At 63.4% G+C, this 24,751-nt stretch carries 25 protein-coding genes; 7 read left to right on the plus strand and 18 right to left on the minus strand.

What is annotated here, in order from left to right; genetic code table 11:
* Positions 1-108: 108 nt before the first annotated feature.
* The 4 genes from QM716_RS04295 to purL are packed head-to-tail and all read right to left on the minus strand — an operon-like array spanning position 109 to position 5,227.
* Complete coding sequence (locus QM716_RS04295) at positions 109-498, minus strand: sterol carrier family protein (RefSeq protein ID WP_283302589.1); 390 nt, start codon at positions 496-498, stop codon at positions 109-111.
* Positions 498-1,154 (minus strand): CPBP family intramembrane glutamic endopeptidase, encoded by a 657-nt coding sequence (locus QM716_RS04300; protein ID WP_283302590.1) that lies wholly within the window; start codon positions 1,152-1,154, stop codon positions 498-500. Before QM716_RS04300 ends, QM716_RS04295 begins: the two co-directional genes overlap by 1 nt.
* Positions 1,151-2,935: an alpha/beta hydrolase gene (locus QM716_RS04305; protein ID WP_283302591.1), complete on the minus strand. Its 1,785-nt coding sequence runs from the start codon at positions 2,933-2,935 to the stop codon at positions 1,151-1,153. Before QM716_RS04305 ends, QM716_RS04300 begins: the two co-directional genes overlap by 4 nt.
* 3 nt (positions 2,936-2,938) lie before the next feature.
* Positions 2,939-5,227: a phosphoribosylformylglycinamidine synthase subunit PurL gene (gene purL, locus QM716_RS04310; protein WP_230814683.1), complete on the minus strand. Its 2,289-nt coding sequence runs from the start codon at positions 5,225-5,227 to the stop codon at positions 2,939-2,941.
* A 250-nt stretch (positions 5,228-5,477) separates the two neighbouring features.
* On the opposite strand from purL, the gene QM716_RS04315 reads away from it, so the two are divergent.
* Positions 5,478-6,455, plus strand: a complete 978-nt coding sequence (locus tag QM716_RS04315; RefSeq protein WP_283302592.1) for a Dyp-type peroxidase — start codon at positions 5,478-5,480, stop codon at positions 6,453-6,455.
* 11 nt (positions 6,456-6,466) lie between these two features.
* On the opposite strand, the gene QM716_RS04320 is transcribed toward QM716_RS04315, so the two are convergent.
* Both QM716_RS04320 and QM716_RS04325 read right to left on the minus strand, forming a co-directional pair.
* Positions 6,467-7,786 (minus strand): M18 family aminopeptidase, encoded by a 1,320-nt coding sequence (locus tag QM716_RS04320; protein ID WP_283302593.1) that lies wholly within the window; start codon positions 7,784-7,786, stop codon positions 6,467-6,469.
* Between the two features lie 88 nt (positions 7,787-7,874).
* The gene (locus tag QM716_RS04325; protein ID WP_020970627.1) at positions 7,875-8,228 is read right to left on the minus strand and encodes a VOC family protein; all 354 of its coding nucleotides are present in this window, start codon (positions 8,226-8,228) and stop codon (positions 7,875-7,877) included.
* 67 nt (positions 8,229-8,295) lie between these two features.
* Between QM716_RS04325 and QM716_RS04330 the strand changes: the two genes are divergently transcribed.
* Positions 8,296-8,901: a hypothetical protein gene (locus tag QM716_RS04330; RefSeq protein ID WP_283302594.1), complete on the plus strand. Its 606-nt coding sequence runs from the start codon at positions 8,296-8,298 to the stop codon at positions 8,899-8,901.
* Between the two features lie 12 nt (positions 8,902-8,913).
* Here the strand turns inward: QM716_RS04330 and QM716_RS04335 are convergent, their stop codons facing one another.
* The 3 genes from QM716_RS04335 to QM716_RS04345 all read right to left on the minus strand — a co-directional run bounded on the left by QM716_RS04335 (position 8,914) and on the right by QM716_RS04345 (position 12,305).
* The gene (locus tag QM716_RS04335; protein ID WP_502941944.1) at positions 8,914-9,588 is read right to left on the minus strand and encodes a CatB-related O-acetyltransferase; all 675 of its coding nucleotides are present in this window, start codon (positions 9,586-9,588) and stop codon (positions 8,914-8,916) included.
* Between the two features lie 94 nt (positions 9,589-9,682).
* Positions 9,683-10,912: an acyl-CoA dehydrogenase family protein gene (locus tag QM716_RS04340; protein WP_230814689.1), complete on the minus strand. Its 1,230-nt coding sequence runs from the start codon at positions 10,910-10,912 to the stop codon at positions 9,683-9,685.
* A 91-nt stretch (positions 10,913-11,003) separates the two neighbouring features.
* The gene (locus QM716_RS04345; protein ID WP_283302595.1) at positions 11,004-12,305 is read right to left on the minus strand and encodes an alpha/beta hydrolase; all 1,302 of its coding nucleotides are present in this window, start codon (positions 12,303-12,305) and stop codon (positions 11,004-11,006) included.
* 69 nt (positions 12,306-12,374) lie between these two features.
* On the opposite strand from QM716_RS04345, the gene QM716_RS04350 reads away from it, so the two are divergent.
* Positions 12,375-12,986 carry a phosphoribosylanthranilate isomerase gene (locus QM716_RS04350; RefSeq protein ID WP_283302596.1) on the plus strand — a complete coding sequence of 204 codons (612 nt, stop codon included), beginning with the start codon at positions 12,375-12,377 and terminating at the stop codon, positions 12,984-12,986.
* On the opposite strand, the gene QM716_RS04355 is transcribed toward QM716_RS04350, so the two are convergent.
* A complete protein-coding gene (locus QM716_RS04355) occupies positions 12,974-13,852 on the minus strand; it encodes a hypothetical protein (protein ID WP_283302597.1) in 879 nt (292 codons plus the stop codon). The genes QM716_RS04350 and QM716_RS04355 overlap by 13 nt on opposite strands.
* 235 nt (positions 13,853-14,087) lie before the next feature.
* Between QM716_RS04355 and QM716_RS04360 the strand changes: the two genes are divergently transcribed.
* Positions 14,088-14,861, plus strand: coding sequence for an SDR family oxidoreductase (locus QM716_RS04360; RefSeq protein WP_283302598.1), 774 nt, complete (start codon positions 14,088-14,090; stop codon positions 14,859-14,861).
* Positions 14,862-14,892: 31 nt separating this feature from the next.
* Here QM716_RS04360 and QM716_RS04365 read toward each other — a convergent pair whose 3' ends face one another.
* Together QM716_RS04365 and QM716_RS04370 are read right to left on the minus strand one after the other, a co-directional pair.
* Positions 14,893-15,324: a nuclear transport factor 2 family protein gene (locus tag QM716_RS04365; protein WP_283302599.1), complete on the minus strand. Its 432-nt coding sequence runs from the start codon at positions 15,322-15,324 to the stop codon at positions 14,893-14,895.
* A complete protein-coding gene (locus QM716_RS04370) occupies positions 15,321-16,247 on the minus strand; it encodes an alpha/beta fold hydrolase (RefSeq protein WP_283302600.1) in 927 nt (308 codons plus the stop codon). The genes QM716_RS04365 and QM716_RS04370 overlap by 4 nt, the downstream gene beginning before the upstream one ends.
* Positions 16,248-16,357: 110 nt before the next feature.
* On the opposite strand from QM716_RS04370, the gene QM716_RS04375 reads away from it, so the two are divergent.
* Entirely contained in the window at positions 16,358-17,359 is a 1,002-nt protein-coding gene (locus tag QM716_RS04375; RefSeq protein ID WP_283302601.1) for an NADP-dependent oxidoreductase, read from the plus strand.
* 54 nt (positions 17,360-17,413) lie between these two features.
* Here the strand turns inward: QM716_RS04375 and QM716_RS04380 are convergent, their stop codons facing one another.
* Positions 17,414-18,562 carry a CaiB/BaiF CoA transferase family protein gene (locus tag QM716_RS04380; protein ID WP_283302602.1) on the minus strand — a complete coding sequence of 383 codons (1,149 nt, stop codon included), beginning with the start codon at positions 18,560-18,562 and terminating at the stop codon, positions 17,414-17,416.
* Complete coding sequence (locus tag QM716_RS04385; RefSeq protein ID WP_046380332.1) at positions 18,559-19,731, minus strand: acyl-CoA dehydrogenase family protein; 1,173 nt, start codon at positions 19,729-19,731, stop codon at positions 18,559-18,561. Before QM716_RS04385 ends, QM716_RS04380 begins: the two co-directional genes overlap by 4 nt.
* 149 nt (positions 19,732-19,880) lie before the next feature.
* Here QM716_RS04385 and QM716_RS04390 point away from each other — a divergent pair, with 149 nt between their 5' ends.
* A complete protein-coding gene (locus QM716_RS04390) occupies positions 19,881-20,981 on the plus strand; it encodes a LacI family DNA-binding transcriptional regulator (protein WP_283302603.1) in 1,101 nt (366 codons plus the stop codon).
* Between the two features lie 4 nt (positions 20,982-20,985).
* Here the strand turns inward: QM716_RS04390 and QM716_RS04395 are convergent, their stop codons facing one another.
* The 3 genes from QM716_RS04395 to QM716_RS04405 are packed head-to-tail and all read right to left on the minus strand — an operon-like array spanning position 20,986 to position 22,995.
* Positions 20,986-21,537 carry an SRPBCC family protein gene (locus tag QM716_RS04395; protein WP_283302604.1) on the minus strand — a complete coding sequence of 184 codons (552 nt, stop codon included), beginning with the start codon at positions 21,535-21,537 and terminating at the stop codon, positions 20,986-20,988.
* A 43-nt stretch (positions 21,538-21,580) separates the two neighbouring features.
* On the minus strand, positions 21,581-22,234 hold the full coding sequence (locus tag QM716_RS04400; RefSeq protein ID WP_283302605.1) for an alpha/beta hydrolase family protein: 654 nt from the start codon (positions 22,232-22,234) through the stop codon (positions 21,581-21,583).
* Positions 22,231-22,995 (minus strand): MBL fold metallo-hydrolase, encoded by a 765-nt coding sequence (locus QM716_RS04405; RefSeq protein WP_283302606.1) that lies wholly within the window; start codon positions 22,993-22,995, stop codon positions 22,231-22,233. Before QM716_RS04405 ends, QM716_RS04400 begins: the two co-directional genes overlap by 4 nt.
* 19 nt (positions 22,996-23,014) lie before the next feature.
* Here QM716_RS04405 and QM716_RS04410 point away from each other — a divergent pair, with 19 nt between their 5' ends.
* On the plus strand, positions 23,015-24,106 hold the full coding sequence (locus tag QM716_RS04410) for an alpha/beta hydrolase (RefSeq protein ID WP_283302607.1): 1,092 nt from the start codon (positions 23,015-23,017) through the stop codon (positions 24,104-24,106).
* Here QM716_RS04410 and QM716_RS04415 read toward each other — a convergent pair.
* On the minus strand, positions 24,092-24,682 hold the full coding sequence (locus QM716_RS04415; RefSeq protein WP_283302608.1) for a TetR/AcrR family transcriptional regulator: 591 nt from the start codon (positions 24,680-24,682) through the stop codon (positions 24,092-24,094). The two genes, QM716_RS04410 and QM716_RS04415, sit on opposite strands and share 15 nt — an antisense overlap.
* Between the last annotated feature and the right edge of the window lie 69 nt (positions 24,683-24,751).

A 24,751-nucleotide genomic window follows, 5' to 3' on the forward strand; every position in this document is an offset into this window, starting at 1 on the left:
TGGGCAGGGGTTGGGGGGCATCCACAGTCTACGGCCATTTTGGGACCTACTTACCCTGAGGGCAGCCTTGGGCCTCAGATCACGCCGAAGCGAACCGGGCGGTCTCTACTACACCAACCGCAGCAGTGGGAGCCAGTGCGCTATTTCGGGGGCGCGGCTACCTGATGCGTCGACTCGTCCGTCACCTGCGGCCTCGGAAAACTCGAGGAGTCCGGTGACCATCTGCAACCAGGTACGAGCGTCCGTCTCGACGACGTTGGGCGGGGTTCCGCGGGTGTGACGCGGACCTTCGATGCACTGCACCGCAACAAACGGCGGGACCCGCACCTCGACGCTCGATCCGGGGGCGATCTGTTCGAGAGTGCGCGCACTCATCTTCACTGCCGCACCGAGTTCACTGCGAGAAGGCTTCGGAAGATCCGGATCTCGAAGCCACGGGCCGACGGCCAGCACGGCGGCACGAAATTCGGCGGGGTCGACGGCGCGGCGGGGCGGCATCAGTTCACTCCCTGTCTGCGAGTAGCGATACGAACGGCGAGTGCGCCACCGGCATTCGTGGCCAGGTGCAGCAGGGCGGGGGCAAGCACGCTGCCGCCCCGGCGGTGCAGCCACTCGAACAGCAATGCCGAAGCGCCGGTGAATGCCACCGCTGCGGGAACGTTGTCGCCGGCACCGCGGGCGGGGGCGACATGCCACAACCCGAAGGTCAGTGCGTGAACAGCCTGAGCGGTCGGCCTGTTCAGTTCACGGTTCCAGACCGCGGACATCGCGCTGCGGAACAACAGTTCCTCGGAGAGCACCGTGCCGAACGGGATGTGCAGGATAATCCATTCGAGGAAGTCTTCGCGGCCGTCTGCTCGCTCGTCGGCAGCGAGAGTCGCGCGCAACGAGGGAACAGCCAAAGCGACGCTGTAGCCGGTGAGGACCGCCCCCGCCGCGGCTCCGCCGAACTGAGCACCACCACGAATTCCGGTGTGCGCCAAACCGAGTTCCTCGCGGGTGTAACCACGTGCGAGTAGGATTCCGATGGCCGACAGACCGGCCGCGGTGTTGACCACGGCGCGGGTACGAGGCGAAAGACCGAATGCCGGAAGCACGACGTTGCTCCACGTGATCGCGGCGGCGGAGAGCGCGATCGAGGCTGCTCCCCTCACTTCTCCGGGCCCTCGGATTTCACGGCGACCACCAGCGCTGCCCGCGCACGCTCGGTATCCGCAGTCGTCCATCCCTCGGGCTGGGCAACGCTGATCCAGGCATCCAGAACGGAGGTTCCGTAATTGTGACCATGACCGTCCGGAACTCCCGCGGCGTTGCCAAGGTCTGCGGACACCTGCCAGAACGTCACGACCGGGAACCATTTCATCGACGGGGAACGGTCGAATCCGGGTACTTCCTCGAGCCACTCAGGGCGATTGAACATGAGGTCGGGTGACCACCACACCACCGGATCGGAAGGGTGCTGGACAAACAGAACTCGCGGCTCCGGCCACGTCATCCCGTCGGTCGGAATGTCTTCGGAGCGATCCGCGAACCGCACGCCGGCCAGGCCGTCCGCGTAGACGGGCGCTACTTCGGGGGTGCCGGGATCGCGCCTCTTCTCGATCGAACGCCACAACTGCGTCGCGTTCGGTGGGCCCACCCACAGAATTCCGTCGGCGGTATCTCGCGCCGCTTGCAGTGTGTCGAAGGCTCCGGCGCCGGCCATGACGCCGAGGCTCTCGCCGTAGACCATGAACTTCGGCCTGGTGGCTTCCGGTTCCTGGAGCCATCTTTCGTGCACCCGCTCGATCAACAGGCGTCCGGCAGCTTGCGCCTTCTCCTGGTCTGCGAGGAACGAGATCCAACTCGGTAGATAGGAGTACTGGCTGGCGACAAGGGCAGTGTCGCCGCCATGTACAAGCTCGATCGCCTGCGCTGCAGTGGGATTGACCCACCCCGTACCCGTCGTCGGAATGACCACGAGAACCTTGCGCTGGAAGGCGCCGGTCCTCTCCAGTTCTTTGATGATCAGATCCATGCGCTCTTCGGGATCTTCGGCGCTTTCGAGGCCGGCGTACACGCGAATCGGATCCATTGCAGGCTTACCGGTTGCCGCGTCGAGTTCCTGCGCATCGAGTCCGCGCGAGACGAAGTTTCGTCCCTCGAACCCCAATGTGTCCCAGGGAGCCGCAGATTCGGGGCTACCCGATTTCATCGGATCCTGCGGTTCCACGACGCCGTCGCGAGTGGTCGAGTTCTGCAGACTGAAGATCGAGTTGGTCGCGGCGTAGATTCCGCGGACCAGGACGCCGTCGACCAGCATGAAGAACAGAACAGTGACAACCAGGACGCCGACACCATTGGCCACCGACCGTGACCAGTGGAACCGTCGCATCAACTGTCGGGCAATCAGTTTCACCAGATCGTGGAGGACCCGCCAGATCGAGATGAGCAGACCGCCGACGAGAAGGCTCAGTCCGAGTGTTCGGATGTAGCCCGAGGTGGTTGTGCCTTCGGCATCGGTCAGCGCAGCGATTTCGCGTTGCCACCCGGCCGCGTAGACCAGCATGATGATCGCCGCGACGATGGACGCGACCGGAACGAAGACCTTGATCGCGGAGGGCACCGGTTCGGGCAGTGGCCACCACCGTCGACCGCTGAGCAGGTATCGCTCGACGGCCCAGCCGATCGCGGTACCGACGCCGTAGCCGATGGCCGAGTTGATGCCGCCGATCAGACCTTGGAAAAGCCAATCTCGCGGCAGCAGCGAAGGAGTCAAGGACCAGCAGAAGAAGAACGCGGCAAACGCGATGCCGGTGAAGTCGAGCTTGAGGAGACCCCACGCCCACTCGGTGAAGCGGTTGTCGAGCTTCTCGAGGGATGCGGGAACAGCCAGCCGCAGGTGGTGTTCCTGCGGCTGGCTGTCAGAAGAAGTCAGTTCTCCGGAATCGACCATCTATCACCCGAACAGTGCGGGCAGCGTTCCCTCGAAGGCCTCACGGAGCTTGGCCATCGTGACGGAGAAGTGTCCCTGGACCTCGACGGAATCACTGCCCTCGTCGACGACTCCGATACGCGTCCACGGCAAGCCGCGGGCGGTGCACATACCCGTGAAGCGGGTCTCTTCGGTGCGCGGAACTGCAACGAGGACGCGTCCCGACGATTCCGAGAACAGGGTGACGAACGGATCGGCGCCCTCGGGAATCAGGATGCGGCAACCGGTTTCGCCGGCCAGCGCGGCTTCGACGACGGCCTGGGCCAGTCCACCCTCGGAGAGGTCGTGGGCTGCGGTGACCAGTCCGTCACGCGAGGAGGCGAGCAGGATGTCCGCAAGCAGTTGCTCGCGGGCCAGGTCGACCTTCGGCGGCACGCCACCGAGATGACCGTGCTCGACCTGCGACCAGATGGAACCGTCGAACTCGTCGTGGGTGTCGCCGAGCAGGATCAGCGTCTCGCCGGGCTCGAGTCCGAGGCCCGTCGGGATACGGCGATGAACGTCGTCGATCACACCGAGGACGGCAACCACCGGCGTCGGCAGGATCGCCGTGGATCCGGTCTGGTTGTAGAAGCTGACGTTGCCGCCGGTGACGGGGATACCGAGGGTGGCGCAGCCGTCGGCGAGGCCGCGAACAGCCTGCTGGAACTGCCACATGACACCCGGGTCCTCGGGCGAACCGAAGTTGAGGCAGTTGGAGACGGCCTTGGGCGTTGCGCCCGTGACTGCCACGTTGCGGAAAGCCTCGGCCAACGCGAGCTGGGCACCGGTGTACGGATCGAGCGCGGTGTAGCGGCCCGAGGCGTCGGTGGACAGCGCGATTCCGCGTCCGGTCTTCTCGTCGATGCGGATGACGCCGCCGTCGGCGTTCTCGGCCAGGACGGTGTTGCCGCGGACGTAGCGGTCGTACTGCTCGGTGATCCACTTGCGGCTGCACAGGGCAGGCGAAGCGATCATCTTCAGCAAAGTGGCTTCGAGTTCTTCGTCCGTCTCGGGACGCTCGAGGCCTGCGGTCGTGTTCGCGATCAACGCGTCCTGGCTTGCCGGGCGCTCGACGGGACGGTTGTAGACCGGGCCCTCGTGAGCGACTGTGCGCGGGGGAACGTCGACGACGGTCTCGCCGTGCCACGAGATGGTGAGGTGCTCACCGTCGGTGACCTCGCCGATGTCGGTGGCCAGGACGTCCCACTTCTTGCAGACCTCCATGAACGCATCGACGTTCTCGGGCGTGACCACGGCGCACATGCGCTCCTGTGATTCGCTCGAGAGCACCTCGGCCGGGGTCATGCCGGTGGCGCGCATCGGAACCTTCTCGAGGTTGATGTGCATGCCGCCGTCGCCGGCTGCTGCGAGCTCGGAGGTTGCGCAGGACAGCCCGGCGCCGCCGAGGTCCTGGATACCGACAACGAGGCCGGCCTTGTAAAGGTCGAGACAGCACTCGATGAGCACCTTCTCGGTGAAGGGGTCACCAACCTGAACTGCGGGCAGCTTCTTACGTCCGCCGGTGTCTCCACCCTCGTCGTCGAACGTCGCCGACGCGAGGACCGAAACGCCGCCGATTCCGTCGAGACCGGTGCGTGCGCCGAACAGGATGATCTTGTTGCCTGCGCCCGAAGCGAAGGCCAGATGCAGATCCTCGACGCGCATGACGCCGGCTGCCAGTGCGTTGACCAGCGGGTTGCCTGCGTAGGACTCGTCGAAGACCGTCTCGCCACCGATGTTCGGCAGGCCGAGGGAGTTTCCGTATCCACCGACACCGCGCACGACACCGTCGACGACGCGACGGGTGTCGGGGGCGTCAGCAGCGCCGAACCTCAACTGGTCCATGACGGCGATCGGGCGCGCACCCATGGCCATGATGTCGCGGACGATGCCGCCGACTCCGGTGGCCGCGCCCTGGTAGGGCTCGACGTACGACGGGTGGTTGTGGCTCTCGACCTTGAACGTGACTGCCCAGCCGTCGCCGATGTCGACGACGCCGGCGTTCTCACCGATACCGGCCAGCATGTTGGCGCGCATCTCGTCGGTGGTGGTCTTGCCGAAGTATCCGAGGTGGACCTTGGAGGACTTGTACGAGCAGTGCTCGCTCCACATCACCGAGTACATCGCCAGTTCGGCGTCCGTGGGACGGCGGCCCAGGATCTCCTTGATGCGTGCGTATTCGTCGTCCTTGAGACCGAGCTCCTTGAACGGCTGAGCGGCATCGGGATCAGCCGATGCGTGCGTGACGGTATCGACCTGGTGAGCAGACACTGGAGAGTGGTCCCTTCCCTACGGGAGTCAAGAGGCAAGCCGGCGCGGAGCGGGGCACCACGAATGTGCCCAACGAAAGAACGTGCCGGGGGACAGTCTATCGGTGTGGGCCGACGACTTCCGCAGACGGCAGCACCCGCAACACCTCCGGGCCTGCGAAGTATCGCCGGTCACACCCGTCCCGGTTTGGGTAATCCGGTCGGTTTTCTTAAGGTCAGGCCGGTCCACTCTCTCCCTCGAAAGGCCTCGCATGCCCCAGGATGTTCGTCAGTCCGACCTCACGGCACAGTCCCAGTCGGTGACCACTCCCCTCACTCCGGCTGCAATTTTCCTGGTCGCGACCGTAAATCCGGGTGGCGAGAGCACCACACGAGAACTTCTCGCCGATGTCGCGGGTCTGCAGCGAGCCGTGGGGCTGCGCGTCCCCGGATCAGGTTTGGATGTGGTGACAAGCATCGGTTCGATGGCCTGGGATCGACTGTTCGCCGGTCCGCGCCCTGCGCTACTGCACCCATTCGCCGCTCTACAGGGTGACGTTCATTCGGCGCCGTCGACTCCCGGCGATCTGCTCTTCCACATCCGCGCGATGAGTATGGACGCGTGTTTCGAGGTGGCTCGGCAGATCACGAAGCGACTGCACGGCGCGGCCAGCGTCGTCGACGAAGTTCACGGCTTCCAGTACTTCGAGAACCGCGACCTCATCGGCTTCGTCGACGGCACCGAGAATCCGGTGGGCCGCGACGCCGTCGCCGCGGTGACGGTCGGCAACGAGGATCCCGAGTTCGCAGGCGGCAGCTACGTCCACATCCAGCGCTACATCCACAAGATGCGGGACTGGGAAGCAATCACCGTCGACGAGCAGGAGCGTGTGATCGGACGTAGCAAGCTCGAGGACATCGAGATGACGTCCGACGTGAAGCCGGCCAACTCGCACGTCGCCCTCAACGCGATCGAGGACGAAAACGGCAAGGCTCTCGAGATCCTGCGTGCCAACATGCCGTACGGACGCCTCGGTGCCGACGAGATCGGCACCTTCTTCATCGGCTACTGCCGCACGCCGGCGATCACCGAACGGATGCTGGAGAACATGTTCCTCGGCTCCCCTCGCGGCAATTACGACCGTCTGCTCGATTTCTCGACGGCCATGACGGGCTCGATGTTCTTCACACCGAGCGCCGACTTCTTCGAGGATCTACCGGCCGCGCCCACTGGGCTCCCAGCACTTTAACTACGCCCCCTCTAACTACGCGGCGTGAGGAAGGCACCAAGCGCGTCGGCATACATGCGGACATCTGCCGCCCCCATCAGCTCGCGCGCCGAGTGCATCGCGAGCTGAGGCGCGCCGACGTCGACGGTGGACAGTCCGGTGCGTGATGCCGTGATCGGTCCGATGGTGGAGCCGCACGGCAGATCGGCGCGGTGGACGTAGCGCTGCATGGGCACTCCTGCCTGATCACAGGCGAGCGCGAATTCGCCTGCACCGGCAGCGTCGGTGGCGTACCGCAGGTTCTGGTTCACCTTGAGTACCGGCCCACCGTTGATCTCGATCCGATGAGCGGGCTCGTGGCGGTCCGGGTAGTTGGGGTGCGTCGCGTGAGCCATGTCGCCCGACGCGCATACCGAGCCCGCCATCGCCTGCAGGAATTCTTCGCGGCCACCCCTGCGTCCCAACACGATTCGCTCGAGCACTGTGTTCAGCAGGTCCGAGAAAGCTCCGCGATCAGACATGCTGCCAACCTCTTCATGATCGAAGAGTGCGAGCACCGGGACCTGCTGCCCTGGCGACTCGACTGCGGCCAGAAGTGCTTGTGTCCCTGCATAACACGTGCCCTGATTGTCGAGTCGGGGGGCGCTGACCAATTCCTTGCCCACACCTACCACCGCGCTGGGCGCAAGGTCGTGTGTCATCAACTCCCAGCCGAGTACCGACGACGCGGCCACACCCGCACGCTCGGCGACAAAACCGATGAACGACTTGGGCTTCGAACCCACTCCCCAGATTCCGTTGACGTGCCGCTGCGGATCCAGCGTCACGCCCTTGCGATCTTCGGACAGGTGGATAGCCAACTGCGGAACACGAAGAATCGGGTCGTCGATGCGAACCAGCTTCTGCTCCACAGTGTTTCCCACCCGGACACTCAATCGTCCGGAGATACCGAGATCGCGGTCGAGCCAGGAGTTCAGCCACGCACCGCCATACGGTTCGAGGCCCACCATCTGCCACCCGGCCGAAGTGAGGTCGGGATGCTGTTTGACCCGCAGGTTCGGGCTGTCGGTATGACCTCCGACGATCCGGAACGGAGCGGTACTTCCCACGCCCTCGGTGCTCCAGGCGATCAGCGAACCGCCTCGAACGAGGAAGTACCGTCCGGGCTCGGCGGGCCACGACTGCGTTTCGTGGACTTCGACGAACCCGCCGGCCGTCAGCTCGGTCGCCACCGTCGCGCACACATGGAACGGCGACGGTGACGAATCGACGAAGCTGCACAGGCCGTCTGCGTCGGCCCCGGTCAGAGAAGCCGCCCCGGTCTGAGACGTCCGAGAAGTCTGAGAAGTCATGCCCCTCATCATGCCCGAATCGGTGTCCGGGATATCAGCGGGCGCGAAATCAGTGGGCGCGAATCAAGTGGACGCAGGACCGGTCGGCTCAGGCGTGGGGACCGGACACGCAGAACTGGTTCCCATCAGGATCGAGGAGCGTCACCCAGCGGAAACCGTCCATGTTCTCGCGGTGGTGTTCGGTTGCCCCGGCCTCGACGAGTCGCGCCACCTCGGCGTCGAGATCCGGACTCCCCAGATCGAGATGGATGCGATTCTTCCCTGCCGTGGGATCCGGGACCTTCTGGAAAGCGAAGTTGGTGGCACTGTCCGGGACCGCGACGATGTAGAACCAACCGTCGTTCTCCTCGACGATGTTTCCGCCCAACTGCGCTGCCCACCACGTTGCAAGCGGACCTGGATCGAGACTGTCGAAGGTGATCATTCCGAGTGTGAGAGTCATGCGCACAAGCTAATGGAAGCCACCGACAAAGACTCTCGATCTCGGGCCGAGATGAGACGATCCTCGAATGCGACTCACGAGGCTTCGCGACCGCGTTGCAGAACCACTCTTCGCCGTTTTCATCGCGACCGGATTGCTGTTGAGCGGCCTCGGAGTGCTCGCCTGGCGATTTGCCACGACATCTATGCGAACAGAACATATCGGCATCCAACCTCCGCCACCGCCGCCGATGGAGGACGGCAAGACCGGATACATGTGGGTTGTCGACGGCTACAGCTACGTCGACGCCCCACATTGGTTCCCCGCAACTGCGTGGTTCCTGACAGTCGGAACGGCCGTCGCCATTGCCGTGTCGGCGACACTGAACGCGACGGGATGGCACCTGTCCCGCGACACAGGTGGGAGAAGATTTGTTCTTCCGCTTGCACTTTCGATCTTCGGAGCGGCCTACGGGCTCACCGTCGCCGGTGTCGGACGAATCTGGCCGCCCACCTTCTATTCGGTGGTCCTTCCCGAACCGCGCGACCCGCAGAACCCCTTCCCGGCATCGGCCGTTATCCACTTCGACCTCGAGCCGAACCTGATCACCTTCACCGCAACAGGTCTTGCCGTCGGCCTTCTCGCGTCCGCACTGCTTCATGTCCGGACCTACTCGCTCACTCGATCGAACTAGCAGATCGGTAGATCACTCAACTGCTTCGAGTTCCGCGACGCTCCCGTCCGAGATCACGCGGACGTGGCGGGTGATCTTCTCGATCGGCCAGTCCCACCATGCAATTCGCACCAACTTCTCGATGTCTTCAGCACTGAAGCGGCGCTTGATCTCCGTTGCCGGGTTGCCGCCGACGATGGCGTAGTCCGGGACGTCACGCGTTACGACGGACCCGGTGGACACAATCGCCCCGTGGCCGATCCGGACGCCGGGCATGACTGTCACGTTCCCGCCGAACCACACGTCGTTCCCGACAACGGTGTCACCGCGCGACGGCAGATCCTGCACCAAATCCATGTGCCTGGCCCAATCACCGCCCATGATCGGGAACGGGTAGGTGGAGACACCGTTCATTCGATGGTTTGCGCCGTTCATGATGAAGGTGACGCCGGTTGCCAGCGCGCAGAACTTTCCGATCACCAGTTTGTCGGGACCGTAGTGGTGCAACACGTTTCGAGTCTCAAATTCTTCGGCGAACTCCGGATCGTCGTAATAGGTGTACTCCCCTACCTCGATCAACGGGTTGTCGATCAACGGCCTCAGCAACACCACTCGCGGTTGCCCGGCCATCGGATGAACAAGGGTGGAATCCGGCGCGGTGTGATCCGGCGCAGTGAAATCTGATGCAGTGGGATCTGACGCATCCATTACCAACTCCGATCCGTCGGCGCGGTGTCGCCGACCGCAGCAAGACTATCTGGTTCCTGCTGCGATCGACCGACACGCAACGACGTGCCGGTCGTCAGCCCAGAAGCCCCTTGGCAATATGGGTGACCTGAATTTCGTTACTGCCTGCATAGATCATGAGCGACTTGGCATCACGCGCCAACTGCTCCACCCGGTACTCGGCCATGTAGCCGTTTCCACCGAACAGTTGCACGGCTTCCATCGCGACCTCGGTCGCTGCGCGCGAGGAGTACAGCTTCATCGCCGACGCCTCCGCCAGGCTCACCTTGTCTCCGGCCGCGGTGCGTTCGATCGCGTTGAAGACCATGTTCTGCACGTTGATTCGAGCGACCTCCATCTCGGCCAGCTTGAGCTGGATGAGCTGGAACTGCCCGATCTCACGTCCCCACAGTTTGCGGGACTTCGCGTATTCGATACTCAGACGGTGGCATTCGTTGATGATGCCGAGCGAGAGGGAAGCGATGCCGATGCGTTCGGCGGCGAAGCTCTCCTTGGCACTGGACTTTCCGTCCGATTTTCCGCTGTCCTCGGTCTCGCCGAGCAGACGATCCTTGGTGATGCGGACGTTGTCGAAGAACAACTCACCGGTGGGTGAGGAGTTCATTCCCATCTTCTTGAACGGCGGGCTCTGCGTGAGTCCTTCCATGCCCTTGTCGAGGATGAAGGCGAGCACCTTGCGGTCACGACGGTCAACCGACGCATCCCCCTCATCGAGCTTTGCGTAGACGATCATCACGTCGGCGTACGGACCGTTGGTAATGAAGGTCTTGTTGCCGTTGAGGATGTAGTCGTCGCCATCGCGGCGCACGTAGGACTTCATGCCACCGAAGGCATCCGAGCCCGAATCCGGTTCGGTGATCGCCCAGGCGCCGACGGTTTCGAATGTCACCAGGCCGGGGAGCCACCGTTCCTTCTGTGCGAGTGTGCCGCGGCTACGGATGGTTCCGGCGGCCAATCCGAGGCTGACGCCCAACGACGCGACGAGACCGAGGCTGACTCCGGCCAATTCACTGTTGAGCACAACGCCCATACTGCCTGCGCCGCTGAAAGCGCTCGACTTCTCACCGTCACTGGAGGGTGCATCGCCACGCTCGCGTGCCAGCGACTTCTCGAGACCCTCGCGTGCCATGTCGGCCAGACCGAACGTCGAGTACAGCTTGCGGATGATGTCGAACGGCGGCAGCGCACCACTTTCGAGTTCGTCGACGTGAGGTCGCACCTCCTTGTCGATAAAGCCCCGCAAGGCGTCGCGGAACATCAGGTCGGTGTCGGACCACTCGTACATGTGCCTGAACTCCAGTCGGTGAACGATCGAGAGACTGCCGAACGGCAGCCACACACCGAATATAGAACACGTTCCAAAACCGGAACAGGAATCAGCTGATCAGTCCCATTCGCTGCGAGATCCACCCCAATTCCTGTTCGACACCCGCCGACCACACCGAAAAGCTGTGACCACCGGGAAGCTCGAGATACCTGGCGTCCATCCCGGCCGCTTTGGCCGCTTCGTACACCTTTTGCTGGCCGGGCTTGAACTCGTTGTCATCTGTTCCGACCACAAACACTCCACCCGAGTTCGGGAACTTCCGGGTCGCCAGGAGATCCATCGGATTCACCTTCACGAACGCTGCCTCGTCGCCGCCGAATATCTCGTCGACGGTCCGCTGTCGGTCACCGAGCGAAGGCTCCAACTGACCGGACAGATCGAGGAATGTCGGATACACATCGGGGTAGTTGGTCGCCATCTGCAGTGAACAGGTACCACCGTAGGAGAGCCCACCGATGGCCCACGCTCTCGGATTCGTATCGATCTGGAACGCATTCGCCACTGCCGCGGGCAAGTCCTTTGCTAGATACGTGCCGACCTTGCCCTGCGAAGAGTCGGTGCACAGCGGATTGGCCATCTGCGAACCCGTTCCGTCGGCGATCACGACGACCGGCGCCAGCCCGGCATGATCGCGCGCAAATGAATCCATTGTCGCGGTGAGCTTTCCGCCCTGGAGCCAGTCCTCGGGCTTACCAGGCTGACCGGCCATCAGCACCAGTACGGGAAGAAGTGGACGCGGATTCGTGAAGTACGACGGCGGTAGATACACCTGAGCGTCACGCGCCGAGAATCCCGAAATCGTGCCAGGGACCGGCAAAGTCGTGACGCGTCCGCGAATCGGCATGCCTTCCGGCGCTTTCCACACCGTGTCGGTGGGGTCGCCGGTGACGACGGGATCCGTCGGACCGGGAACTTCACTGAGTGAAATGCGGTCGAAATCGTCGTGGCCGAACGCAATTCCCACAGTCGGATAGGCGGCGAAAACCAAATTGATCTGCGTCGCGGCGGTGACGATGACCAGCACGGATGCAACCACGGACAGCACCGCCTTCGCGACGGTTCCGCCCGCCTTGATGCGCGGCCCGAGAAGTAGCAGCGCATAGATACCGAGACCGATCCACACGTAGATCGACATCTCGATGGGATCGGGGAACGGCACGATCACCTTTTCGACGGTGATCCAGACGGCGATCATGATCACCAGTGCGATCAGCCCAGCGATCGGTACGGCTCTGCGGTAGTACCAGCTCACGTTCGAACCGAGCAGCCACACACCTCCCAGGACCCCAAGGACAGTCAGGATCACCGGCAGCGGTCCCGAGATCAAACTGATTCGGTAGAGCCAGTCCACGTCAAGCCTCTCGCGCGTAGAAATGTCGCACGCACGAGGCTAGACGACGACGCTAGTACTCTGTATCAGGTGACATTCATCAAGGTCTGTGGCCTACGCGACGTTGACACGGTCGACCTCACGGTGGGCCTGGGCGTCGACGCCATCGGTTTCGTCTTCGCCGAGAGCGTCCGCAAAGTCGACCCCGCTCTCGCAGTCGAACTACTCGCGCGAGTACCCGATCACATCCGTGCAATCGGAGTCTTTCTCGGCAACCCGATCGATCAGATCCTCGAGATCGCCGAGATCACCGGGCTTCGCACCGTGCAGATTCACGACCTTGTCGACGCCGAGCAAGTGCAGCGGCTGCACGACGCCGGCCTCACCGTCATCCGCGCAGTCGTCTCCGGCAACGTCCACGACGGTTACAACCTCGACCTCGGTGAGGACGAGCTCCTGATCGACGGCGCAGATGCCGGATCCGGGGTGCCCTGGAACTGGGCCCAGCAGCAATCGCGCCCACAAGGCCAGTGGATCCTGGCAGGCGGACTGTCCCCGGACAACGTCCGTGACGCATTGGATGCCACCGGAGCCTGGGGCGTCGACGTCTCCAGCGGCGTCGAATCGTCGCGGGGCGTCAAGGACCACGCTTTGATCGAGAAGTTCGTGAGCGCTGTCCGGCAGACCGATCACTCGAAGTAGGACGCGTAGTCACTGAAAGCGACTTGGCCGGTGGGACTCGCCTTCACGGCGTCGGCAACGGCAGGCGGAATGGGAGCCCAGTGTGCAGGCATCGCCGCCGCGAGTGACGGCTTCAAGATGTAGAGCAGTGCGAAGTTCACTATCCAGAGCGGCGGCGCCATCGACATGCCGACCTCCGAACTCACATCGCCTTTGGTGTTGGTCACCAACTGCGCTTCACCCGAAATCTGTTGCGCTGCAAATCCGTAGACTGCCTGGACCGTGTATGCCGACTGGTAGAGCGCAATCAAGGTATGGGTCGCATCGTTGTTGCGTAACCAGGTACCCACGAAACCGCCAGGGGCGATCAGCGTATTCACCTGTCGCGTCGGCGCATCCGCGTTGGCCGGACTCTCGAGCAAACCGTCGGGATTCACGTACAGCCCGTAGCTGGCCAGAACCGACGGCGTAGTACCGGAGTAGAGAGGGCGCCCGTCCGTATTGGTCAGTATCCGGGCGCATTCGTCGATCACCTCGGCGTCCTCACGATTTCCGCCGACCCCACTGCCGGTGATGAGATCGCGATACTGCTCCTCGGACAAAGCATCGGAACTGTCGAGTCCGATCTGCGCGGCAATCGCGTCCGCCACCGGTTGCCCCAGCGGCCGATTGAGCTGATCCGGACTGGTCATCTGCGTGGGCGCGACGCTCTCGTATCCCGGCGCCCCGGCAAAGGGAATCACGAACCCGGTATCGACAGTCTCTGCAACAGGTTGAGCGACGGCCGTCTGAGTGGTGGCAAATGAAAGTACGCACACCCCAACCACAGCCAGTACCGAGATGGTCCCCCGCTGAGTCCCTTTGCCTGCAATCCCCTTGCCGCGCATTGGTCAACCTCCCGGGACACAGTCGGGTGAATCAACTCGAGCTTGTATCTCAGTCAAACGCTGCGCCCAGCGTCGTGTCAAGACACTGGTCAGCTCGAGGCACCTACGGCGACAGCTCGCTCGCTACAGTCACCAGCTCGCCCGCTACAGTGGTCCTTCCAACTGAAGTGGCCTCACCCGCGGTTGAGCGCTCGAGTTGTGCGCGTCAGTTACAGGAGGCCTCTGGAGGCGAGCAGTGTCTGAGAAGCGCGGAACCGTGTTGATCACCGGTGTCGGCCGGAGCAAGTCGATCGGAGCAAGCCTCGCATTGGGTCTCGCAGAGGATGGTTGGGATCTGACGATCGGCTACTGGGAGCCTTATGACGAACGCGCCGGGTTCGTCCGCGGAGCGCACGATCCACAGGATATTGCAGAGAAGTGTCGCGCACTCGGGAGCCGTGTCGACCTGGTTCCCGGAGATCTGGCCTCGCCGGACGCTGCCGATCAGCTCGTTGACGCTGCCGCATCGCGGAACGACCTTCATGGGCTGGTGCTGTCGCATTGCGAAAGCGTCGACAGCTCCATCCTCGACACCACCATCGAGAGCTGGGACCGACATTTTGCCGTCAACGCCCGCGCCTCTTGGTTGCTGATCAAAGCGTTCGCCGAACGACTTCCCGAACAGCACGATGCCCGTCAGGTAACCGGGCGGATCATCGCACTTACCAGCGACCACACGGCCCACAATCTTCCGTACGGGGCCAGTAAAGGCGCTCTCGACCGCATCGTCATCGCCGCCGCAGTCGAACTTGGATCACGCGGCGTAAGAGCCAACGTCATCAACCCAGGACCAATCGATACAGGGTGGATGACACCGGAGATCAGACAGGCCGCCACCCTCCAGACCCCTGCCGGCCGGCTGGGTACTCCCGGCGACACTGCAGACCTCGTTCGATTTCTGATGTCCGACGCCGGGGGCTGGATTACGGGACAACTCCTTCACTCCAACGGCGGATTCAGCACGAGTTGAGCCGGCGGACTCGGCCCTGGCCGGACTCAGGTCAGGCCTTGTAGGTCGGTAGCGTCTGTCCGAGCCTCTTTCCCATCTCGGCAGCCAATGCGGCGAGCCCGCTGGCCGGACGCACCATGACCTCGAAATCGACGATCTTGCCGTCGTCGTCGAATTCGACCATGTCGATTCCCTTGAGACTCTTGTCGCCGATGTTCGCACTGAATTCGAGCACGACCTGCCGACCGTTGGCTCCGGCGAACTGCCGGTGGTACTCGAAGTTCTCGAACACCTGGATCACCGTATTGAGAATGAGCACAACGGCATCCGCGGACTGGTACGGCTTGAATCCCGTGGGCGACCGGAACTGCGCGTCGGGCGCGACAATGGTCGGCAGCGCCGACAGGTCACCGGTTTCGATCATGGTGTGCCACAACTGCAGGGCGGCTTCAACTTTCGGTTCGAGTGCCAATTCCGTGCTCATGCTTCTACCCTTTCCTCGATGTTGCCTACCACTTGATTTACCGGCACTTGATTTGTGACGGCCCACGCACTCAACACAGTTCGCACCCCGGTCACAAGTTGCAACGGTTGATCGATCATGACGTGATGTCCGGCTTCGGGAATCTCCGCCACGATGGCCTCCGGTCCGAACAACCCGCGCATGTGTTCCATGAGTCGGTCGGACACAATTCCGTTCTCGGCCCGGAAATACGCTACGCGGCAACGCGGTTCACTGTCGAGAACATCTTCGGCGCCGACACGGAGAAAGAAGTTCGGATCGAATTTCCACGACCAACCACCGTCGACTTCCTCCATCGACGTGGCCGCCACATGATCACGCACCGCAGGTAGCCCCGAGTCCTGCGGCGGGACGAAGCGGAATCGACCCATCGCATCTTCCCTGGAGGGATAAACCTTCTTGGGGCCGAACGCATTCTGGCGTCGAGCCGCCTCCTCTTCGGGCGTACGCGCCTTGAGGGGAGAATCGATGATGACAACGCCGTCCAACAGCTCGCCGTGCAGATGTGAAGCCACGAAGGAAACAATCCCACCCATACTGTGCCCCACCAGAATCGGCTTGCCGTCGATTCCCCCGGCCTCAGCCGCCGCCAGCACCTCGCGAGCCCACTGGGACATCGCGTAGGCATCGCGGGTGTCACTGTCGCCGTGGCCCGTCAGATCGAGGGCAACGACACGACGCCCATCGGCCAACTGCGGGGCGATGTGATCCCACCATCTGCTGTGGGCCGCACCGCCGTGGATCAGCACGATTCCCGGCCCCGCCGACCCCCAAGCCCGAAAGTGCACCGCAGCGCCTTCGACCTCCACCGAACCGGTCTCGACCGGCGCCTCCAGCGCCCGAGTGAACCAACCAGGCACGTCTTCGACCCGCACATTGCTCATCGATCGAACATACATAGTCGCCAATCGGTTCATCCAACTCTTCCCAGTTCGTGATCCATCACCTATATTGAATCCGGCCTCAAGTTCAATTTGTTCACCGAAGGGGAGAGATGACCAACCGCCAAGTACGCCTCGCCGCCCGCCCGACAGGCCTTCCCGACGCTTCCACCTGGGAATATGTCGATGCCGAAATCCCGTCTGCCGGACCGGGTGAGTTTGTCGTCAAGGTCGAGTACCTCTCCCTCGACCCCGCGATGCGCGGTTGGCTCAACGACGTCAAGTCGTACGTTCCTCCGGTCAAGCTCGGCTCCGTCATGCGCGCCCACGGCGTCGGACGCATCACCGAGTCGCAACACCCCGATTACCAGGTCGGTGACATCGTCGCCGGATCGTTCGGCGCTTCCGAATACGGTGTTTCCGATGGCACCGATGTCACGCGGGTCGACGAATCGATCGCTCCCCTACCGACTTGGCTCGGTGCTCTCGGATTCCCCGGCGTCACCGCATATTTCGGACTGCTCGACGTCGGAAAGTTGAAGGACGGTGACACCGTCGTAGTATCCGGCGCTGCAGGCGCCGTTGGCAGCCTCGTCGGCCAGATCGCAAAGATCCACGGCTGCAAGGTCATCGGCATCACCGGTGGTCCGGAGAAGTGCGCGTGGCTCACCGAAGACCTCGGCTTCGATGTTGCCGTCGACTACAAGAACGAATCCGTCTACAAGGCGCTCAAGTCCAACGCACCCGACGGTATCGACGTGTACTTCGACAACGTCGGCGGTGAGATTCTCGACGCAGCTCTTTCGCGTTTGCGCCTCGGCGCTCGGGTCGTCATCTGCGGCGCAATTGCGGGTTACAACGCCACCGAGCCTCAGCCCGGCCCCGCGCACTATCTGTCACTTCTCGTCAACCGGGCCACGATGGCCGGCTTCGTGGTCTTCGACTACCTCGATCGCTACGCAGAAGCGCAGGAGCAGATCGGAAAGTGGATCAAGAGTGGTGAATTGACGGCCCGCGAGCATGTCGTCGACGGGGGCATCGACGCATTCGGCGACAGCCTCAATCTTCTGTTCGCCGGTGCGAACACCGGAAAGCTGGTCCTCGAGGTCAGCTGAGTCAGTCACAAACGCAGATCGGCCACCGGTGTTCCGGGGGCCGATTCGCGTGCGTCAACCAACTCCCGACGGGGTGGGAACGCTGTCCTCACCCAACCGCGGCGGGGCCGACCGATAGGTTGCCGGAGTGCCGCTCAACCGAATCGGGTTGGCCACCTGCCGAGTTGGCGCCTCTCGACGCGGATCGTCGATGGTTACCACCGGATCGAGATTCAGCCGCTCCGCCAGTGCTATCGCGTCGGCGATGTCGTTGAGGGGCCCGCACGGAACTCTGCGCTCGGTCAGCGCCTCGAACCACGAGTCCGCCGAACGATCGGCCAGCGCAGCAGCGACGGCCTCGAACAGTTCTTCTCGATGCGCAACTCTGTCGCTGTTGGACGCAAAACGCGCATCTGTGGCAAGTTCGGGAATTCCGAGAACCTCTACCAACGAACCGAATTGGCGATCGTTGCCGACAGCGAGGACCAGCGGGCGGTCGGCGGTGTCGAACACCTCGTAGGGCGCGATACTCGGATGCCGATTGCCCATGGCCGCGGGCACGACGCCCGCTGCCACGTAGCCGGACGACTGGTTGGCCAGTGCGGACAGCACCGAGGACAACAGATTGACCTCGACATGCTGCCCTTCGCCCGTTCGGTCGCGGTGGCGCAGCGCTGCAAGGATTCCCACGCTGGCATGCAAGCCGGTGATGACGTCGACCACCGCGACACCGACCTTGGTGGGAGTCTTGGAATCGGGGCCCGTGATACTCATCAATCCGCCAACCGCCTGAATCAACAGGTCGTACCCCGGCAGAGAATTGTTGCCACCGAAGCCGCTGATCGAACAGTAGACCGCACGTGGATTCATCTCTCGGACAGCGTCGTAGCCCAGCCCCAGACGGTCCATCGTTCCCGGCAGGAAGTTCTGCACCACGACGTCTGCGCTGCGAACCAGCTCGCGTGCACTCTCGAGATCCTCGTTCTCGCGCAGGTCCAGGGTGACCGACTTCTTGTTGCGGTTCACCGACAGGAAGTAACTCGACTCGTCCCCGACCCACGGCGGACCCCAGCTGCGAGTGTCGTCACCGACACCCGGCCGCTCGATCTTGACGACTTCCGCGCCGAGATCGGCAAGAATCATCGTGGCGTACGGGCCCGCGAGGACGCGGCCGAAATCCGCGATCACCAACCCGTCGAGCGCTCCAACAGCGTCTGCCGTCACCGGAACGCTTCTTCACCGGTGAGAGCGCGACCGATCACCAGCTGGTGAACCTCGGAGGTGCCCTCGTAGGTGAGAACCGATTCGAGGTTGTTGGCGTGCCGAATCACGGGGTATTCGAGCGTGATGCCGTTGGCGCCCAGGATGGTTCGGCACTCACGGGCGATCTTGATGGCTTCGCGGACGTTGTTGAGCTTGCCGGTGCTGACCTGCTCGGGACGAACCGTCCCGGCATCCTTGAGACGTCCGAGGTGGATTGCGAGCAACTGACCCTTGCCCAATTCGACTGCCATGTCGGCGATCTTGGCCTGGGTGATCTGGTACGCGGCGAGCGACTTGTCGAAGACCTTGCGATCACGCGCGTACGAGATCGCGGTCTCGAGGCAGTCACGTGCTGCACCCATCGCGCCGAAGATGATACCGAAGCGTGCCTCGTTGAGGCAGCCGAGCGGGCCGGACAGTCCGCGAGCCTTGGGCAGCATCGCCGAGGCAGGCAGACGCACGTCCTCGAGCACCAGTTCCGAGGTGACCGACGCCCGCAGCGACATCTTGTTCTTGATCTCGGGGGCGGAGAATCCCGGAGTGTCGGTGGGAACGACAAATCCGCGCACTCCGTCGTCGGTGCGCGCCCAGACCACGGCGACGTCCGCGATGGAGCCGTTGGTGATCCACATCTTGGTGCCGTTGAGGATCCAGTCGTCACCATCGCGCTTGGCGTTGGTTCGCATGCCGCCGGGGTTGGATCCGAAATCGGGTTCCGTGAGACCGAAGCAACCGATGGCTTCACCGGCCGCCATCCGCGGGAGCCACTCTTCCTTCTGCTCTTCACTTCCGTTGTGGTGGATCGCGAACATCGCGAGTGAACCCTGGACCGAGACGAGGCTGCGAATGCCCGAATCGACAGCTTCGAGTTCCTGGCAGGCCAACCCGTACGCCGTCGCGCTCATACCGGCACAGCCGTAGCCCTCGAGGTGCATGCCCAGTACGCCGAGCGCGCCCAGTTCCTTGGCCAGCTCACGAGCCGGCAATGCGGCCGCCTCGAACCATTCGCCGATGTGCGGGCGGATTCGATCGTCGACCATCTTGCGGACCGTGTCGCGGATCGCGATCTCCTCGGCGTCCAGCAGGGTGTCGATGGCAAAGAGCTCGGACAGGGACTGCGGCGTGGTCACGGGGCCTCCAGTGTTCTTGGGCGCAATCCTTTGCGAGAACGATTGCGCAATCGTTTGCATCGCCTAGAGTAGAGCCCGGTTGCACACCCGTCAATCCCCGACCCTTACTCCGACCCACACCCGGACCCACAGCAGGAGCCCCGACGCAGATGACGCCCGATCCGTCGACCCGCAGCAACGGCCGCCCGCCAACGCTGCGCGAAATCGCCGACCAGGCCGGGGTCCACATCTCGACGGCGTCACGGGTCCTCCGTCAGCCCGAGCCCGCCGACGGTTGGTCCGACTCCGCGCTCCGAGTTCGTCAGGTTGCCGAGAAGCTCGGTTACCAACCGAACCTGTGGGCGGCCAGCCTGCGTACCCGCAAGACCACCACCATCGGCGTCGTGATGCCGAGGCTGACGGACGTCGTTGTGGCCACTATGTTCCAAGGCATCGAGGAAGCCGCCACCGCGGCGGGTTACTCGGTCCTGCTCTCCAGCCCACCTGACGATCTGGACGCGCAGCGTAAAGCAGTCGAGTTCCTGGTCAGCCGCCAGGTCGACGGGCTCATGCTGAGCAGCATCCACCTGCCGGGTACCGATTTCGTCGACTCACTCCCCCTGCGCTCGCTTCCGATCTTGCTGCTGAACCGGCACATCGACCCGGCGACGTCGTCCGCGAACCGCGGCCTTCCATTTGTCGGCCTGCCATTTGTCAGCCTTCCATTTGTCAGCGGCGACGACCGCCTCGGCGGCTTCCTCGCGGGAAGGCATTTACTGGATTGCGGCTATCGCGATCTCGGTGTGATCGCCGGACCGGATCACGCCAGCACGTCACGTGAACGCGTCGCAGGTTTCCGCGACGCCCTGGCCGAAGCGGGCTTGGAACTGCCGCCGCACCGAATCGTGGCGTCCGAGTTCGAAGTCCAAGGCGGAGTCGAAGCCGCGGCAACACTGCTCGGCGGGGATTCACGCCCCGACGCCGTCTTCACGGTGAGCGACACCATTGCTATCGGTGTTCTCGGCGTGGCCCGCGATCTCGGGTTGAGCATTCCGGACGATCTTGCGCTGGTCGGCTACAACGACATCCCGGTTGTCTCCCAACTCCCGGTGCCACTGACGACGGTGAGGTCCCCCGCCCGCAAGATCGGCGCGACCGGGCTCGAACACCTGCTCGCATTGATCGCCGGCAGGAACGTCGAATCCGTGAAACTTCCCGTCGAACTGATCGTGCGAGCCTCCACCAGAAAGCTCGCCGCTCGAGAACTCTGAGCAGCTACCAGACTTGAGATTCGTCGATACCCAACCGTCGCGCGTAGCTGGAGTTGAGCGCGTCCCAGCCGTACTCGCGTGCCCGTTCGCCCACGATCGGACCGAAGGGCTCTCCTGCCAGAAGGGCGTCGAGTACGTCGAAGCACAAATGCCACCCAGCAGCGAGCGCCGACGCCATCCCCTCAGCCCGCGACCTCTGCGTCAGCACAACGCGGGTACCGCCTTCGACCGGGGCCAGGTCCCACACCAATTCGTCCGGGCCCCACTCGTGTTCGAGACGCCGGGTGGTCTCCACGACGTGAACACTGACCGGCAACGACATTTCGGGGGCGCCATCCTCGGTGAGCATGGTGATCACGGCGTCGCCCGTACGGCTCAGATTCCGATCGGCGGTGTACGGCGTCCACTGCGCCAACATCTCCGGGTCGGTGATCGCCTCCCACACCTTCTCGACGGGATACGGCAGCACCCGGGGAAAGCTGACGACTGTGTCGTCGCCGTCGACGCTCACCGTGACGTCGGACAGGGCACTGGGCTGATACTGCTGGGCACTCATGCTTCGATCTCACCAGGAACCACCGACACGGGCAACCGGCGCGTCAACGTCCGAGCGTGAACAGTTCTGTTGCTGCGGCGACTGCCTGTTCGACCACCGGATACTTCACCACGGACAAGTCGTGTCGAGCTCCCTCGAACTCCACCAATCGCGTCGGTGCGGGAATCAGCGCGAGTGCAGCCCGAATCTCCTCCGTGGTCGCGAACTCGTCCTTCGATCCGTGGACGACAACGGTCGGTGTGTTCAACTCGGGCAGGTGTTCCGTTCTGAGCTTGTCGGGCTTCTTCGGTGGATGCAGTGGGTAAGACAGCAGAACGAGACCGTCGACGAGTCCTGGGTTCTCCGCCGCCAGCATCGACGCTTGCCGCCCGCCGTACGAATGTCCGCCGAGCAGAACAGGTCCGGGCACCGAGTAGTCCGCGTGAACAGCGGCAATCACCTCGGCAATGCCCGCGCGATCCTCCGCAGCACGCGACGGATGTGGCGGCCCCGAAGCTCGACGCAACCGAAACGCGAGATCGAATCGGAGAACTTGCACTCCCGCCACCGCAAAGCCGTCGGCAACAGCACGCAACAGCACAGTGTCGCAGTTACTTCCGGCGCCGTGAGTCAGTGCAAGCGTGGCGATCGGCGCAGAATCAGGCCGATGCAGGAAACCGTGCACTGCACCTTCGGCGACCGTTTCGACAGTAGTCATGGACGCATCCTTGTCCGGCCGGCTCGGGCCTGTTCGACTGCGGCAGCCATGCTGCCTTCGTAGACCGGACCGTGTCCGGGAAACAGCACGCCGGCAGGCGCAGCGGCGATATTGTCCAACGCCTGGTCCGTCGCTTCGCGATCATGATTGAAGGGGCACACCAGAAATTGTGGTCCGGCGACGCTCGACGTCGCATGTCCGGTCACCAGAGCGTCACCCGATGCGATGACGCCCACGTCGGGGACAAGGTAAGCGCTGTGGCCGTCCGTATGGCCGTGGGTGGGAATCGGTACGATCCGACCGGGAACGTCCAGCGCTCCACCTGACGCAAAGGCCTGTGCGTGAGGCAGTTCCGCACCTTTCAACGCGCCCACTCCGATCACGTCGCGAAGCCACTTCGGAGCACCTCGCCGCCATAACAGCAACGGAACTTTCGCCGGCGACAACTGATGCAGATACTCCCGCTTCGCGTGGGACACTTCCAACGGATCCATCAGGACCGGAACCTCGAGCCGGGTCACGATGTCCGCGATTCCGCCGATGTGATCGACGTGCGCGTGAGTGACGAGGATTGCCCGAACATCCCCGAGCTGGTGACCGATCTGCTCGATCGAGCGTTCGACGTCGGCCCCGTTGGCCGGGTATCCGCCGTCGATCAACGTCAGATCGGACCCCTCTTCGACCAGTACCCAATTGGCGTGACCGCACCGAACCAGGTGTGTGTTCTCGATCTGCGTGATCGACAGTGTCGCAGTAGTCATGCTTGGTAGTGTGCGCCACGTGTCGGAATCCGTGAAGCAGGCCAGCAGCCGCAGCATTCGAGATCGCGCCGAAGCATCCTTGGTGGCAGCCGCATTCGCGCTGCCCAGCGCGGTGAAACGTCGAATCACCGGACCGCCCGTCATCATCGACGGCAACACGCTCGACGCCGACGCACACCTGCTGCTCACGCTCGCGAAGACGCGGCCACTACCGTCGCATTCAACCGATTCCCAGTCACTCGCCGCTGCTCGCGCCAATCTCACCCGAACGGCGATCATGATGGGTGGCCGGCCCGCACCGGTCCACACCGAAGAGATTTCCGTGTCGGGCGCCGACGGCCCACTTCGCGCCCGGCTCTACGTTCCGAGCGCCGACACCGGCGCTCTGCTCGTCTACTTCCACGGCGGAGGCTGGGTGCAGGGCGGCATCGAATCCCACGATGCTCCATGCCGCCTGTTGGCCGAGACTTCCGGCGCACGGGTCGTCTCGGTCGACTACCGGCTCGCACCCGAATTCGCTTTCCCCACACCGGTGCACGACGCCTATGCTGCCTACCTCGACATCGTCGACCGCGCCGAAGAGTTCGGCGCAGACCCGACCTGGATCGCTGTCGGCGGCGACAGCGCGGGCGGGCACCTGTCCGCAACGGTGGCGCTGCGTGCCCGCGACGACGGCCAGACCCCACCGGCAGCACAACTGTTGATCTACCCCGCTACCGACTTTCACGAGAAGGCGCCGTCGAGAACAACGTTCGGTGAAGGCTTCTTCCTGACCGAGGCCAATATGAACTTCTACGAGTCCAGCTTCCTCGGCAACGATGCCGATCGACTCGACCCGATGGTGTCGCCGCTACGCGCCCCCGACGTGGCCGGCCTGCCACCAGCCATCGTGATCACGGCGGGATTCGATCCACTCCGGGACGAAGGCGAAGCCTACGCAGCACGATTACGCGACAACGGTGTCCACGTGACGGATCGCCGCTATCCCGGATTCATCCACGGCTTCGTCAACGTTCTGGGACCGAGCGCCGGTTCACGCGCCGCCGTCGCCGAGATCGGCGGGATGCTGCGCGTTCTCCTTGCCCGCCCAACAGTTTCACCGACCCAGTAATATTTCGCGCACCGTATCCACCAACGGATCGACGGGAAGCTCTGGGCTGATCGCACGCTGAAGACCCAAACCGATTCCGACGCTGAGCATTCGAAGTGCTGCCGCATTCGGGTCCATTGTCGGCGTCACATTGTTGGATTCGACGAGGTGCTGCACCATTCCGGCAATCAGTCCGCGCACTTGGTCGGCGCCCGCCGCGATTTTCGCTCGAATGTCCTCGCTGTGCCGCGACCGGACCGAGAACTCGACCTCGAGCAGAGTCCACCTCTGGTCCCCGATCGTCCGCTCGGCCCACCGCGCGAACTCGGCCACCGCGTCGTCGAGCGTCGACTTCGCTCCGAGCTGTGCGGTGATCTCGCCGACCTTGGTCAACCTGATTCGGCCGAGCACTTCAGCGCACAACTCGTCTTTGTTCTTGAAGTTCGAGTACACCGCGCCCTTCGAGTAGCCGGCATCCTCGGCGATCTGATCGAGTGACGCGGCGGCGTATCCACGATCGAGAAAATGCTCGACGGCCGTCGCCAACAGGGTCTCGCGGGTCAACGCCTGCGCTTCCTGCCTGGTCAATCGCGCCATCGGAACCTCCTAGTGGTTCTGAAGTATCGAGATTCCAACGGTAGCCGAATACCGAGAGCGCCCCGCAAG

It is taken from the genome of Rhodococcus sp. IEGM 1409 (genome assembly GCF_030056735.1).
Lineage (GTDB): Bacteria > Actinomycetota > Actinomycetes > Mycobacteriales > Mycobacteriaceae > Rhodococcus_F.

Bases quoted from the DNA above. Each gene is read 5' to 3' on its own strand.
- QM716_RS04370 (WP_283302600.1), bottom strand. From the start codon at position 16,247: ATGAGCAATGTGCGGGTCGAAGACGTGCCTGGTTGGTTCACTCGGGCG.
- QM716_RS04365 (WP_283302599.1), bottom strand. From the start codon at position 15,324: ATGAGCACGGAATTGGCACTCGAACCGAAAGTTGAAGCCGCCCTGCAG.
- QM716_RS04325 (WP_020970627.1), bottom strand. From the start codon at position 8,228: ATGACTCTCACACTCGGAATGATCACCTTCGACAGTCTCGATCCAGGT.
- QM716_RS04330 (WP_283302594.1), top strand. From the start codon at position 8,296: ATGCGACTCACGAGGCTTCGCGACCGCGTTGCAGAACCACTCTTCGCC.
- QM716_RS04405 (WP_283302606.1), bottom strand. From the start codon at position 22,995: ATGACTACTGCGACACTGTCGATCACGCAGATCGAGAACACACACCTG.
- QM716_RS04395 (WP_283302604.1), bottom strand. From the start codon at position 21,537: ATGAGTGCCCAGCAGTATCAGCCCAGTGCCCTGTCCGACGTCACGGTG.
- QM716_RS04415 (WP_283302608.1), bottom strand. From the start codon at position 24,682: ATGGCGCGATTGACCAGGCAGGAAGCGCAGGCGTTGACCCGCGAGACC.
- QM716_RS04320 (WP_283302593.1), bottom strand. From the start codon at position 7,786: ATGACTTCTCAGACTTCTCGGACGTCTCAGACCGGGGCGGCTTCTCTG.
- QM716_RS04335 (WP_502941944.1), bottom strand. From the start codon at position 9,588: ATGGATGCGTCAGATCCCACTGCATCAGATTTCACTGCGCCGGATCAC.
- QM716_RS04305 (WP_283302591.1), bottom strand. From the start codon at position 2,935: ATGGTCGATTCCGGAGAACTGACTTCTTCTGACAGCCAGCCGCAGGAA.
- QM716_RS04295 (WP_283302589.1), bottom strand. From the start codon at position 498: ATGCCGCCCCGCCGCGCCGTCGACCCCGCCGAATTTCGTGCCGCCGTG.
- QM716_RS04390 (WP_283302603.1), top strand. From the start codon at position 19,881: ATGACGCCCGATCCGTCGACCCGCAGCAACGGCCGCCCGCCAACGCTG.
- QM716_RS04375 (WP_283302601.1), top strand. From the start codon at position 16,358: ATGACCAACCGCCAAGTACGCCTCGCCGCCCGCCCGACAGGCCTTCCC.
- QM716_RS04315 (WP_283302592.1), top strand. From the start codon at position 5,478: ATGCCCCAGGATGTTCGTCAGTCCGACCTCACGGCACAGTCCCAGTCG.
- QM716_RS04355 (WP_283302597.1), bottom strand. From the start codon at position 13,852: ATGCGCGGCAAGGGGATTGCAGGCAAAGGGACTCAGCGGGGGACCATC.
- QM716_RS04400 (WP_283302605.1), bottom strand. From the start codon at position 22,234: ATGACTACTGTCGAAACGGTCGCCGAAGGTGCAGTGCACGGTTTCCTG.
- QM716_RS04340 (WP_230814689.1), bottom strand. From the start codon at position 10,912: ATGTACGAGTGGTCCGACACCGACCTGATGTTCCGCGACGCCTTGCGG.